Here is a 13,705-nt window from a genome sequence, read left to right on the forward strand (position 1 = left end):
GTATTCTTTTGCATAGAGAAATTTGTAGTTATTTTTCCTCTAATATACTGAATACCAGTCTTTTAAACAAATAATTAACGCCTTTTTTTAAAGGTGTTTATCGATTTTTTTACTTTAAACAAGTTCACCGTTAAAACGGTTTTAATAATTATTTTTTCTCGAAAATTATTCGACTACTATGCTTTTTTCTATCCAAACATCGTTGCCGGCATTGTCTTTTCCGTTCCAAAATTTGAATTCGTAAATCCCTGAAGTTTCTGGAGAAAAATTGAATTGTGTGTAATATGCTTTGTCTTGTGGACTGCAATTACCATCGGTTTTGTAATAATACGGAATTACTTTTCTTTCCATGCCCAACTTATCGAATTGATACCCGTAGAATCCTTCACATTTGGAATGCAGAGTAAAATAGGTCCTGATGCTCTGCACAGAATTGACCAACATGGTGTCGGAGTTGATCTTAAAACTATCGACTTTCAGCGGAGCATACGCCACAACCCTACCCTCATCAGGATCTCTGTGGTGGTCGCAAGAAATTGCCACACATCCCATCAACAATAAAAAAAGGGCTGAAAAACTGTACTTTAAAATTGCATTCATCCTTACAAAGTTTAAGAATTAAAATTACCTTTGGATAAATATACTACTTTTTTGGTTTCAAAAAACTCTTCTTCAAAAAAGGATTTCAACTGAAAAATCTCACACTTCAATCCTGCTAATTCTTCGGCAAGATCGCCTCCTTTTAAGTACAAAACACCGTTGTGCTTGGTGTTTATTTGTTCTTTTTCAAACTTCCCTTTTAGCCATCTCAAAAATTCCGGCATTTGTGTTACGGCTCTGCTGACAACAAAATGGAATTTGTCTTTCAATTTTTCGGCTCTTCCGTGTATTGCTGTTAAATTTTGGAGTCCAACACCTTCAGCTACTGCATTGACTACGGTAATTTTTTTACCAATAGAATCGATGAGGGTAAACTGGGTCTCTGGAAACAAAATCGCCAAAGGAATTCCCGGAAAACCGCCTCCAGTACCGATGTCTAAAACTTTTGTCCCCGGGGCAAAGTCCATGACTTTGGCTATTCCTAACGAATGCAGGATGTGTTTTTCGTATAAAGAATCCATGTCTTTTCTGGAAATGACATTGATTTTCTCGTTCCATTCGGTGTACAAATCTTCCAATTTTTGGAATTGATCTTTCTGTTTTTCGCTAAGATTAGGGAAATATTTATCGATGATTTCCGATTTCATAAGTATAATTTGAAAACGCAAATTTAAGAAAAACAAAATGGCAAATGTTTAGGAAAATCTTATCTTTGAAAAAAAGAATTTTTTATGGACAAATATTCAGCTCGTGTCAACAGAATGGGATTTTCGCAGACTTTTGTCATGAGCAATAAAGCTAGAGAAATGAAAGCCAACGGCATCGATGTCATCAGCCTCACCTTGGGCGAACCGGATTTCGATGTTCCGGACACAATAAAACAAGCTGCTTTTGATGCCATCAACCAAAATTACAGCCACTACTCTCCTGTTCCGGGCTTTTTGGAACTGAGACAAGCCGTATGTCATAAACTGAAAAGAGACAACAATCTGGAGTACAAACCTACACAAATCTGTGTTTCTAACGGTGCCAAACAATCGATACTGAATGTACTTTGCTCCATTATAGACGATGGTGACGAGGTGATACTGCCTGCTCCGTATTGGGTGAGTTACGATGAAATGGTAAAAATGTTGGGCGGCATCCCGGTCTATGTTGAAACCACGATCGATACCGATTTCAAAATAACTGCAGAGCAACTGGAAAAGGCGATAACCCCAAAGACCAAAGCACTTTTGTACAGTTCGCCGTGCAACCCTTCCGGAAGTTACTATACCCGAGAAGAGCTGCAATCTTTAGCCACGGTTATCGCCAAGCACAAAAAAATTACGGTGATTTCCGATGAGATCTACGAATTTACCAATTACGATAGAAAACACACTTCCATTGCCGAATTTCCTGAGGTCTATGAACAAACCGCCGTTATCAACGGAATGTCCAAAGCTTTTGCCATGACCGGTTGGCGCATCGGCTATTCGGCCTGTCCGGAATGGTTGGCAAAAGCCTGTGAAAAAATCCAAGGACAGATGACTTCCGGAGCCAACACCATGGCACAAAGAGCTTCTATTACCGCATTAGAAACCAATCCTGCAGAATTTCAATACATGATTGATGCGTTCCAAAAACGAAGAGATTTGGTTTATGATTTAATTAAAGAAATCCCCGGTTTCAAGGTGAACTATCCCAAATCGGCTTTTTACTTTTTCCCGGACATTTCCTTTTATATAGGCAAAACCATTTGCAACAAAGAAATTAAAAACGCCGATGACTTTGCCATGCTCTTGCTAGAAGAAGCTCATGTAGGTTCGGTTGGTGGCGTTTCTTTTGGCAACCCCAACTGCATTCGATTTTCCTATGCTACCTCAGAAGAAAATCTTATAAAAGCAATGAGAAGGATTAAGGATTTTTTAACCTCAATTTAAAATCAATTAAAATTAATGTTATAGATTTTATTTATTGAATAAATTACAACCAATAGATAAATCTTAATATATTTGCATCATTAAAATTAACAACTAAAAAAAGAGTACTTATGTCATTAGTAGGAAGAAAATTCCCAAGCATCACAGTAGATGCCATTTCAGAAATGGGAGACAATTTGAAAATCAACATCTTGGACGAAGCCGTTAACAACCAACAAAAAGTATTGTTGTTTTGGTATCCAAAAGATTTCACATTTGTTTGTCCAACAGAATTACATGCTTTTCAAGAAGCATTGGGAGAGTTTGAAAAAAGAAACACCAAAGTAATTGGAGCATCATGCGACACCAACGAGGTACACTTCGCATGGTTAAACACTTCAAAAGACAACGGAGGTATCGAAGGAGTAACTTATCCGCTTTTAGCCGACACACACAGACAATTGGCTAACACTTTGGGTATTGTAGATCAAGATTTCGAATACGATGAAGAAGGAAACGAGGCTTTCAGTGGTTCCAATGTAACTTACAGAGCTACATACCTCATCGACGAAACCGGAAAAATCTTCCACGAAGCGGTAAACGATATGCCATTGGGAAGAAATGTAAAAGAATTCTTAAGATTGATCGATGCTTATACGCATGTTCAAAAGCACGGTGAAGTTTGTCCTGCAAACTGGGAAGAAGGAAAAGACGCTATGAAAGCTGACAGAAACTCTACTGCTGACTATCTTTCTAAGCACTAATAAAATTTTGCAATGGGGTTTTCCTCGTCAAGTGGCAACCTCATTGCATTTTCTTCATTCTCCTTGAAGTTTTCTATACTTCAATCCTTTTTTTTTAAAATTAAAACAACCTTATCACTACAACAATATGTATACAGAAATTACTGAAGACAACCTACAACAATTGGTTGCAGACCAAGAAAAAGTAGTCGTGCAATACGGCGCAACTTGGTGTGGAAACTGCAGAATAATGAAGCCTAAATTCAAAAAATTAGCCTCAGAAAACGACAGCATTCCTTTTTATTATGTTGATGCCGAAAAACTACCTGAAAGTAGAAAAATGGCCAATGTAGATAACTTGCCTACTTTCGCAATCTTCCACAATGGAGAATTAAAAGGTCAGGTGCAAACCAACCAACAAGAAGGATTGATCGAGCTATTCAACCAACTTTAATTAAAAAATCACGGAATGAAAATCCCAATCATCAGACAATTGTACCAAAACCAAAGCGTAGAAAATCTCGAAAAAACTTTAGAAGTTTTAGAATCTTTTTGCGAATTTAGAGGGACCACCGAAGAGGATATGAATGTTACCGGAGAATTAATTACCAACATTTGTGGAGCTTTGGAAGTTCATAACAATGTAAAAAACGGCATGACCGATAGAGATGCTCTAAATGCTTTTTCACAAAAAGTATTGGGCAGCATTGACAAGTAATAAAAAAACTCAATCTTTTGCAGATTGAGTTTTTTATTACTATACTACAAGTCTAGAAAACTATACTACAAGTCTTGTAAAAAAGACATCGTATCTACATCATCTGCATAGGTATCCCAAGTTGGGAATTGTGCTTTTCCAAAATCCAAGGCAGACAAATTTAAAGCTTCATTTGCCACCACACATTGTATATTTTCTTCGTTTTCTGACAGGAAATTTTTCACCTCATCCAAATTTTCATAACGGCTGAAATTTAGGACAGCCAATGGCGAAAACAAAGCTTCATCTTCTTTTAACAAAACAAAATTATTATCCCAGAATTTTTCTTGGTTCAGAAGATAAATTGCCCGGTTATAATCGTAATTATTCGCGTACTGATGGTGGTTGATCACCTCTTTGAACGGTATAAAATTCTCAAACAAAAGATCCAGCTTCATATCCTTTGGGATAAACAAACGGGTCACATTTCTACAACCCAAACCGAAATATCTAAAAATATCTTCGGCTAAATTTTGCAATTGCTCGTCGGTTTCGGAGCCGTTCAAAACGGCTACAGAAGTACGATTTTTCCGTATGATTGATGGTGAATCTTTAAAATAATATTCCAAATATCGGGCAGTATTGTTGCTTCCTGTAGCGATGACGGCATCGTAATTTTGAAGCCTTTCCACCCATTCAAAACCGAGAGTACCATCGGAAAATTCATTCCATTTTTTCAACAAAAACGGCAACAAAAGGCGATCTTTAGAAGATAATTTTATCAAAGGGAAATTTCCACTCAATATCACAGCGACCACATCATGAAAGCCTACCATAGGAATATTTCCTGCTAAAATCAGTCCTATTTTTTTAGCATTTTTAGAAACCTGATAAGAATCAGTCCACGCCTTCAAATCCGTTTCGTTCATGATATTTGCCCAATGTTTCAGTGCAAACTTTTGATTTTCAATCGTAAACCAAGGATTTTCTATTTGTGATTTTCTCATCAATGCAAAAAATTCTTGCTCGATTTCGTTATAGAATTCGGATTCTTTTTCCAAAAAATCAGCAATAAAAAGTCCAAGCTTACAAAGTCCTAAAATCTGTTTTTCCATATAGTTTTTACCAAACATTTGGTTAAATATTCTTAAATTTGTGCAAATTTATAAAATTATATCAGCAATGGCGATTAAAATAACAGACGAATGCATCAACTGTGGAGCTTGTGAACCGGAATGTCCTAACAATGCGATCTATGAGGGAGCTGTAGATTGGAAAGCTTCTGACGGCACCGCTTTGAAAGGCATGGTAACCTTAAAATCTGGGCTAACCATGGATGCAGATGCACCACAAGAACCTGTAAGTGACGATGTCTATTTTATCGTAACCGATAAATGTACCGAGTGTATTGGTTTCCACGAAGAGCCACAATGTGCTGCAGTTTGCCCTGTAGATTGTTGTGTGCCGGATGAAGACCATGTTGAAAGTGAAGAAAGTCTTCTATCCAAAAAAGCATTCCTTCACGGAGAATAAAAAATCCAAGAAAACCCAACACAATAAATCCTAAATAAAAATGAAAAAACACAATTTCAGTGCCGGCCCCAGCATTCTTCCACAAGAAGTTTTGCAACAGTCTGCTGAAGCCATTTTGGACTTCAACGGCATGGGACTGTCCCTCATCGAAATCTCGCACAGAAGCAAAGATTTTGTAGCCGTAATCGAAGAAGCCAGAACCACCATAAAACGATTGATGAACCTTGGCGACGACTACGAAGTCTTATTTTTACAAGGTGGAGCCAGTTTGCAATTTGCAATGCTGCCCTTCAATCTAATGAAAATTGGTGGTAAAGCGGCCTACACCGATACCGGAGTTTGGGCTTCGGGCGCAATAAAAGAAGCAAAAAAATTAGGAACAGTAGATGTTGTCGCTTCTTCCAAAGAAGACCAATACGCTTACATTCCCAAAAACTATACCGTAGGATCCGACTACGATTATTTCCATTGTACTTCCAACAACACCATTTACGGAACTCAAATGAAAGATTTCCCCAATGTAGATACCTTGTTGGTTTGCGATATGAGTTCGGACATCTTCAGCAGAGTAATGGATTTTTCAAAATTCGATTTGATCTATGCTGGAGCACAAAAAAACATGGGTCCTGCAGGTGCTACCTTGGTGGTGGTGAAAAAAGAAATCTTGGGTAAAACCGGAAGAGACATCCCATCGTACCTGAACTATCAACTGCACATCGACAAAGAATCCATGCTGAACACACCGCCTGTATTCTCAATCTATGCATCGCTACTCACCTTGCAATGGTTAGAAAAAACCGGAGGAATAGCTGCAGCTGAACAAAGAAATACAGCCAAAGCCGAACTTTTGTACAACGAAATCGACAGCAATCCTTTATTTGTAGGGCATGCCAAAGTTGAAGACCGATCGTTAATGAATGTTTCCTTTAAACTGACCGACGAAAGCCTAAAAGATCGTTTTGATGAAGCTTGGAAATCTGCCGGCATCAACGGTCTGAACGGACATCGTACTTTGGGCGGTTACCGTGCCAGTCTGTACAACGCCTTGCCCATAGAAAGTGTACAGGTCTTGGTAGAGGTGATGAAATCCTTAAAATAAGCTAAAAAATTGAATCGATAAAAATTGAAGAAAATATGAAGATTTTAGCGAACGATGGAATTTCAAAATCTGGAGAAAACCTTTTAAAATCAGCCGGATTTACCCTTGTTGAGCACAAAGTTTCGCAAGAACAACTCATCAATTTCATCAACGAAAACCAAATAGAAGTCCTTTTGGTACGAAGCGCAACACAAGCTAAAAAAGACTTGATTGATGCTTGTCCAGGATTAAGAATAATTGGCCGAGGTGGCGTTGGTATGGACAATATCGATGTGGCCTATGCCAGAGAAAAAGGAATAAAAGTCATCAACACACCGGGAGCATCGTCTCGGTCTGTGGCCGAAATGGTTTTTGCCCATTTTTTCTCCCTTGCACGATACTTGCACGATGCCAACAGAATGATGCCTTTGGAAGGCGACACCCAGTTCAACGCGCTGAAAAAGTCGTATGCCAAAGCTGTAGAATTGCAAGGAAAAACCCTTGGAGTAATAGGTTTTGGAGGCATTGGCAAAGAAGTGATCAAAATAGGAATTTCCCTAGGAATGAAGGTTAAGGTATTGACCAGAAATCCAAAAACGGAACAAATAGATTTGGAATTTTTTGATGGTCAGAAGGTAAATTTCACCATAACTTCCATGCAAGATTGGGCTGAGTTTTTAAAAGACACAGACTTCATCAGCATCAATACTCCAAAAACTGAAGGGTATTTGATCGATCAACCCCAGTTTGAACTCATGAAAGATGGCGTATATATTGTAAATACCGCAAGAGGAGGAACCATAAACGAAATGACGCTGTTGGAATATCTGGACAACGGAAAAGTAGCAGCTGCAGCCTTGGATGTTTTCGAAAACGAACCTCAGCCACAACTTTCTGTTCTGATGAATCCTCAACTTTCGCTTTCTCCGCATTTGGGAGGAAACACCTTGGACGCACAGGAAAAAATTGGAACAGAACTGGCCCAGCAAATCATCCTAATCCAAAAGACGCTATAGCCTATGCCTATTTTCAAACCATTTCGAGGAATACGACCGAATGATGATTTTATCGACTCTTTTCCTACGCACCCTTTGGATCATTTTACCCAAGAAGAAATCAATAAAAAATCTCAGTTGGACGACTCGTACATCCAAATGATAAAGCCGTATGCGGTGAGCAAGTCCAAAGATATCGATAGAAATCTGCGAAAAATAAGAACCAACTTCGAGGAGCTTTTAGAAGCCAAAAAACTGGTTCAGGACAATTCTGCGTTTTATCTTTATGTACAAATCATGCCGGATAAAAGTGTTTTCAGAGGACTTCTGGGTCTGTCTTCTATTGAAGATTTTAGGAACGGAAAAATCAAAAAACACGAAAGTACCATCCCGCAGAAAAAGGAAAAGCTGGCTCATTATTTAGAGAAAGTAAACCTTCAGGCAGAACCGGTCCTACTCACCTATCCTTCCAACTCAAAAATTGAGTTGTTTATGAATATGGAAGAGAAAAATGTTCCGGTCATCAATGTTACCGACAGCCGAGGCATTCGCCATAAAATTTGGAGAATAGACAACCGTCTAAAAATCCAACAAATGAAGGAAGTTTTGGACCAGGTAGATTCTTTTTACATTGCCGATGGCCACCACAGAATCGGATCAACCGCCATCAATGCCAATTACCAAAAAGAGAAAAACAAAAAACACAACGGCAACGAAGGGTATAACTTTGTGTACAGTTTCATTGTGTCCAACCAATCCATAAAAATACACGATTACAACAGGATTGTTAGCGACCTGAACGGGATGACCAACAAGCAATTCCTAAAGGCATTGGAGAAAAACTTTATGATTCAGGAAAAGGGAGAAACGCCGTATTATCCGTCCAGGAAATTTCATCTCAGCATGTATTTGGACGGTAGATTCTACTCTTTGCATCTAAAAAATACCTGCAAAAAAGAAGACGACCAATACGACCAACTGGATCATTGTATTTTGGACAAATTTATTTTCCGAGATCTCTTGAAAATCGAAAATACCGACAGCTCCGAAAAGATCGACTACATCAAAGGGAACTCTAGTCCCGACGGAATTGTTGCCATGAAGGAGAAAATAGATGCCGGAGAGGGTGTTGTGGGTTTTGGTGTATTTCCGATCAGCTTCAATGACATGATCAAGATTTCCGACGAAAAATTATCCATGCCACCAAAGTGCACTTACATAGAGCCCAAATTGGTAACGGCTTTGGTCATGTACGATATGAAATAATTTTATATTTTAGTACTTTCAAAAGAAAAGTACATGAAAGTATATTTACTGATAATTCCACTCTTTTGGGGTGGAATTTTTTTTGGTCAAAAAAAGAAAATTCAAAAATACGACTACCCGACCGAATTCAAATCGATTTCCGACGAAATCCTTGCCAACGGCAAAGCCTATGAACAGTTACGAGAACTTACAAAAAGCATAGGCCCCAGATTTTCCGGCTCTGCAGGTCTTACAAAAGCCGAAAATTGGGCAGAAAAAAAACTTAAAGAATCCGGAGCCACCCATGTATGGAAGCAAGAAGTCCCGGTAAAAATATGGAAGCGTGGCCAAGAATCTTTGGAAATAAAAACCGGCAACGGTACTTGGAAAAAAATAAACATGACGGCTCTCGGAAGTTCGGAAGGGACAGATGGGAAAGATCTGGTGGGTGAAATTTTGTTGGTGAAAAACATTGACGAGTTCAATGCCCTGTCGTATGCCGATATCAAAGATAAAATTATATTTTTCAACATGGCTTTTGACCAAAAAATTGTAAATCCTGTGGAAGCCTACATGGAAGTCGGAAAATACCGATGGGCCATTCCGGCGGCTGTATCCAGACGAGGTGCCAAAGCCGTGATTACCCGATCCCTCACTTCGGCCTTTGACGATGTCCCACATACCGGAAGCATGAGTTACGATGCCGATGACAAGAATAAAATCCCGGCTCTTGCCATTGGTGCAAAGTCGGCTGATGAACTGGAACAGGCTTTAAAGAAGCAAAAAGTTTTGGCAAAGATCAACACCACTTCTTCGTTTAGCGAGACCAAAACCAACTACAACATCATCGGCGAAATTCCCGGTAACAAGGACAACAATGTGATTGTGGTTGCTGCCCATTTGGACTCTTGGGACATCTCGGAAGGTGCGCACGACAACGGCGCCGGTGTTGTACATTGCTTGGAGGTACTGAGGGCTTTCCAGAAAATAGGATACAAAAACAACCATACCCTTCGTGTGGTGCTGTACACCAACGAAGAAAACGGAGTGAGCGGTGGCGACATCTATGCCCAACAGGTAAAAAAGAAAGGCGAGAGGCATCTTTTTGCGATAGAAAGTGATGCTGGAGGATTTTCGCCGCGAGGGATTTCTTTGGACATGATCCCCGAGAGAAGGCGACAGGTGTTTGCTTGGAAATCGTATTTCTTACCTTATGGCGTTTATGATTTCGACCAAACCTACTCGGGACAAGACATACAGCCTTTGAAAAAATTGGGCATTCCGTTGGCGGAGATTGTACCGGACACGCAACGGTATTTTGACATCCACCATACTTCTGAAGACACCTTTGACAAAGTAAACCGACGAGAGTTGCTTCTGGGTGCGGTAACTATGGCACAAATCGTGATGATGATCGATAGAAATTGGTAAAAATAGCTTCTTGTTTGGACTTGCAGTTGTACATTTGCATAAATAAATTTTTTGTTGATGAATAGCATAGACCTTATTGTTTTTGACCGCGAGAAAGTAAATTTTGATGATGTTTTGTTGAACGACAAAAACAAAAAAGAACTGCAACAGTTGTTGAAAGAGTTTCGCTACATTGACGAGCTTAAGAAATACAACCTTCCTGTTAACAATAAAATACTTTTGCACGGGCATTCGGGTTGTGGAAAGACCATGACTGCCAAAGCGATTGCCACGCATCTTAACCGTCCTTTGTTGGTTTTGGATCTGAGCAATTTTGTTTCGCCAAGGATTGGTGAGACCTCGAAAAATTTAAAAATGGTTTTTGAAAAAGCGGAACGGGACAAGGCTGTACTTTTCTTAGACGAGTTTGACCATCTTGGAAAAATGCGCGGCAACGACGACCAAGATGTGGGTGAAATGCGGAGATTGGTGAACTCGCTGATCCAAATGATTGATAAGGTTTCGGACAAGACTTTGCTTATTGCTGCTACCAACCACATACAGATTTTGGACACGGCGCTGCTAAGAAGATTTCAGTTAAAAATTGGGTACGAAATGCCTAATGAGGAAGTTTTGGATGGTTATTACGGTACTTTGTTGGCGGATTTTCCGGAGGAGTTGCGACCGCTAAACAGGCAATACGGAATTTCTTTTGCCGAGGCTAAAGATCTGGTGTACACATCGATAAAATCTAATCTGATTGATAAATTGGAAAGTGAAAATTGAGTTTTTTCTAAATTTATAATGCAGAAGTCTTATAAAACTTTTTAAACGCAAAGTTGCAAAGGGTTGTTTTGCAATTAATTGTGAATTCTTTTTCAGTTCGAAAGGGAATTGTATTTGTTAAAAAAAACACATAGGGACATAGGATATTTAGGAATTAGGTTGCATAACGACACATAGGGTGTCCGTCTTAGACGGACGAAACGAATAAATAATCTGTTGAATGTTTTTCAGTTCGCAAGGGAATTGTGTTTGTTAAAAAAAACACATAGGGACATAGGATATTTAGGAATAAGGTTGCATAATGACACATAGGGTGTCCGTCTTAGACGGACGAAACGAATAAATAATCTGTTGAATGTTTTTCAGTTCGCAAGGGAATTGTGTTTGTTAAAAAAAAACACATAGGGACATAGGATATTTAGGAATTAGGTTGCATAACGACACATAGGGTGTCCGTCTTAGACGGACGAAACTCAAATGTAATTTGTTGATAAAACCACATGAATCTTGAGTTGATTTCTAAATAAAAGTCTATAATCTCGTAGGGTGTGTTGGGTTCTGGGATCCTAGCCCCGATTGCAGCGGCATCCTTTTGTGGAGCCCTGCGGAACAAAAGATACAGCGGAAAGCGGGAAATAGCTCCTAAAAAAAATGGAGGTTAGTGGTGTGTATTGTTTGGGGTGGTCATAAATTGTCCAGGGGCGATTTTATCTTTCTAAGTGTTTGGTCGGTGACGGAGGTGTAGATCATGGTGGTTTTGATGTTGTTGTGTCCGAGAAGTTCTTGTACAAAGCGGATGTCTGTGCCTTGTTCTATAAGGTGTGTGGCGTAGGAGTGGCGGAGTCCGTGGATGCCTACTTTTTTGTTGATGTTGGCTTTTTTCATGGTGTTTTTGAAGACCAATTGTGCGGAGCGGACGGAGTATTGGCCTCCAAATTGTCCTTCGAAAAGGTAGTTTGCGGGTTTGTATTCTTTGTAGTATTCGCGTAGGTCTTCTAAGATGGATTGTGGGAGGTTGACACAGCGGTCTTTTTTTCCTTTTCCGCGGCTTATGATGACTTGCATGTTTCCGGAGTCTATGTCGGAGATTTTGAGGTTGACCAATTCGCTGACGCGAAGTCCCATTCCGTAGCACATTTTGAGGAGCAATTTGTGTTTGTTGTTTTCTACAGCTGCGAGCATTTTTTTGATGTCTCGGGTTGAGATGGATTTGGGCAGGAGGCTTGGTTTTTTGGGTCTTGGGATGTCGAAAAACATTTTTTCTCGGTGCAGGACTTGTTCGAAATAGAATTTTATGGCGTTCATCCTGCTGTGGATGAGGTTTTCGGACAGCTTGAGCTTGTCTATGCAGTAGTAGAAGTAGGATTTTAGTTTTTCGGGATCGAGATTGTCTACATCGTGGTTTTTTAGAATTTTGAGCAATTGCATAAACTCGTTGCAGTAGGTTCGGATGGTATTTTGGCTATAGGCTTTTAGTTTGAGTTGTTTTACAAAAAGTTCCATTGCTGCAAGATTGTTGGGGTGTACGGTGCCTATTGCGGTGTTGCTATAGAATTTTTCGGGTAGTTGAAAGTGTTTTCTGTGGTTGGGGTTGTCGTCTACATACCATTTTTTTTCGGTGTTGCTCCATTGTGCTTTAATTTGGTTTTTGACATAGTTTTTTGTGGGCAAATTGTAGGTAAAATTTATCCAAATAATTTCTTTTCCTTTGTGTGTCCCTGGGGAAAAGGAGATGTTTTTTGGTAAAGCTGGGTATGTATTTTCATCCGGCATTGCCTTCGCATTTTACATTGTTGATGGCTACAAAATTAGAAATAATATTTTGAATGTATACAAAAAACGAAATAAAATACGAAGTAAAAAAAGCGCAACAAACCATCTTACCCCATTGATATACAGCGTATATCGCAGACTCAACAAAAATAATTATTAAAAAACTTGTACAAATCAAAAACCTTCGTATATTTGAGCGTTATGTGATATGGCATCAAAAATCACGCTCCGAAATAAACTCCACGATTTTGAGTGAATAAAAAAGAAACTGAATCCAGACCAAAAATGCGTGAAAACAAGGTCTGAATTCATTTTCAAACTTGACTGACTGAATAAAATTCGGACTTGACTTAAAAAAAACTGATTTCTGACACCATAAAACTAACGGAAAATGTGCATGAAAACAATTTAACGCGTCAAAATCACTCTGCTGAAAAAATTCTGACTGAAAATCCTACGCAAAATCTTTCCGAAAAAATTTTTGAATTTTAGCGTTCTGAAATTTTAACTGTGTGAATAAATTCGCGCTTGAATTTTAAAAATAACGCTGAATTTTAAAAACTTTGCTGAATGAAACTTCTGAAAACTGAATCTAACTGAATAAAAAATTATGGAAAATTGCCACATCACATAACATGGGTTTGGCAAAAGCGGGGCGGAGAGTTATCATTTAGAAGATTTTCGCAATTTTCGCCGCAAAAAACCTTTTCGTTTTTTTATTTTTTGTAATTTTGAAAAAACGAAAATGGTTTTTGCTCGGTTTGGGTTTAGTTGGAATTTCCCTCTTTCTTATCCCCGCCTTCGCCAAGCCCTTTCCCGTTGTACGACATAGTAAAACCGAACCAAACAAAATGAAAGTCAGAGAAGAAAAGTTAAGAACAATTATAGAATGGTCGGAGAAAAACGAAGATGTAAGAGTTCTTCTTCTGACAAGTTCACTTGTA

14 protein-coding genes and 1 pseudogene are annotated in these 13,705 nt (G+C 39.0%); 11 read left to right on the forward strand and 4 right to left on the reverse strand.

Going from position 1 to position 13,705, the window contains the following annotated elements:
- Positions 1-165: 165 nt before the first annotated feature.
- Positions 166-600: a hypothetical protein gene (locus tag EIY84_RS11085; protein WP_124643169.1), complete on the reverse strand. Its 435-nt coding sequence runs from the start codon at positions 598-600 to the stop codon at positions 166-168.
- A gap of 11 nt (positions 601-611) precedes the next feature.
- Positions 612-1,247 (reverse strand): 16S rRNA (guanine(527)-N(7))-methyltransferase RsmG, encoded by a 636-nt coding sequence (gene rsmG / locus EIY84_RS11090; protein WP_124643170.1) that lies wholly within the window; start codon positions 1,245-1,247, stop codon positions 612-614.
- A gap of 84 nt (positions 1,248-1,331) precedes the next feature.
- Between rsmG and EIY84_RS11095 the strand changes: the two genes are divergently transcribed.
- From EIY84_RS11095 to EIY84_RS11110, 4 genes are all read left to right on the forward strand, one after another.
- The gene (locus tag EIY84_RS11095; RefSeq protein WP_124643172.1) at positions 1,332-2,522 is read left to right on the forward strand and encodes a pyridoxal phosphate-dependent aminotransferase; all 1,191 of its coding nucleotides are present in this window, start codon (positions 1,332-1,334) and stop codon (positions 2,520-2,522) included.
- Positions 2,523-2,632: 110 nt separating this feature from the next.
- Positions 2,633-3,265 carry a peroxiredoxin gene (locus EIY84_RS11100; RefSeq protein WP_124643174.1) on the forward strand — a complete coding sequence of 211 codons (633 nt, stop codon included), beginning with the start codon at positions 2,633-2,635 and terminating at the stop codon, positions 3,263-3,265.
- Between the two features lie 127 nt (positions 3,266-3,392).
- Positions 3,393-3,698, forward strand: a complete 306-nt coding sequence (locus EIY84_RS11105) for a thioredoxin family protein (protein WP_124643176.1) — start codon at positions 3,393-3,395, stop codon at positions 3,696-3,698.
- A 15-nt stretch (positions 3,699-3,713) separates the two neighbouring features.
- A complete protein-coding gene (locus tag EIY84_RS11110; protein WP_124643178.1) occupies positions 3,714-3,962 on the forward strand; it encodes a DUF6952 family protein in 249 nt (82 codons plus the stop codon).
- Between the two features lie 65 nt (positions 3,963-4,027).
- Here the strand turns inward: EIY84_RS11110 and EIY84_RS11115 are convergent, their stop codons facing one another.
- A complete protein-coding gene (locus EIY84_RS11115) occupies positions 4,028-5,056 on the reverse strand; it encodes an acyl-CoA reductase (protein ID WP_124643180.1) in 1,029 nt (342 codons plus the stop codon).
- A 67-nt stretch (positions 5,057-5,123) separates the two neighbouring features.
- On the opposite strand from EIY84_RS11115, the gene EIY84_RS11120 reads away from it, so the two are divergent.
- From EIY84_RS11120 to EIY84_RS11145, 6 genes are read left to right on the forward strand one after another with little or no spacing between them, the layout of a single operon-like run.
- Positions 5,124-5,474 carry a 4Fe-4S binding protein gene (locus tag EIY84_RS11120; RefSeq protein ID WP_124643182.1) on the forward strand — a complete coding sequence of 117 codons (351 nt, stop codon included), beginning with the start codon at positions 5,124-5,126 and terminating at the stop codon, positions 5,472-5,474.
- A 40-nt stretch (positions 5,475-5,514) separates the two neighbouring features.
- Positions 5,515-6,573, forward strand: coding sequence for a 3-phosphoserine/phosphohydroxythreonine transaminase (gene serC, locus EIY84_RS11125; RefSeq protein ID WP_124643184.1), 1,059 nt, complete (start codon positions 5,515-5,517; stop codon positions 6,571-6,573).
- Positions 6,574-6,608: 35 nt separating this feature from the next.
- The gene (locus EIY84_RS11130; protein ID WP_124643186.1) at positions 6,609-7,568 is read left to right on the forward strand and encodes a D-2-hydroxyacid dehydrogenase; all 960 of its coding nucleotides are present in this window, start codon (positions 6,609-6,611) and stop codon (positions 7,566-7,568) included.
- A 3-nt stretch (positions 7,569-7,571) separates the two neighbouring features.
- Entirely contained in the window at positions 7,572-8,813 is a 1,242-nt protein-coding gene (locus EIY84_RS11135) for a DUF1015 domain-containing protein (RefSeq protein ID WP_124643188.1), read from the forward strand.
- 33 nt (positions 8,814-8,846) lie between these two features.
- Complete coding sequence (locus EIY84_RS11140) at positions 8,847-10,223, forward strand: M28 family peptidase (RefSeq protein WP_187477944.1); 1,377 nt, start codon at positions 8,847-8,849, stop codon at positions 10,221-10,223.
- 57 nt (positions 10,224-10,280) lie between these two features.
- Positions 10,281-10,988 carry an AAA family ATPase gene (locus EIY84_RS11145; RefSeq protein WP_124643190.1) on the forward strand — a complete coding sequence of 236 codons (708 nt, stop codon included), beginning with the start codon at positions 10,281-10,283 and terminating at the stop codon, positions 10,986-10,988.
- A gap of 684 nt (positions 10,989-11,672) precedes the next feature.
- On the opposite strand, the gene EIY84_RS11150 is transcribed toward EIY84_RS11145, so the two are convergent.
- Complete coding sequence (locus EIY84_RS11150; protein ID WP_124643191.1) at positions 11,673-12,761, reverse strand: tyrosine-type recombinase/integrase; 1,089 nt, start codon at positions 12,759-12,761, stop codon at positions 11,673-11,675.
- Between the two features lie 731 nt (positions 12,762-13,492).
- On the opposite strand from EIY84_RS11150, the pseudogene EIY84_RS11920 reads away from it, so the two are divergent.
- Positions 13,493-13,705, forward strand: a pseudogene (locus EIY84_RS11920) (hypothetical protein); the annotation flags it as partial.

It is taken from the genome of Amniculibacterium aquaticum (genome assembly GCF_003852705.1).
Taxonomy (GTDB): domain Bacteria; phylum Bacteroidota; class Bacteroidia; order Flavobacteriales; family Weeksellaceae; genus Amniculibacterium; species Amniculibacterium aquaticum.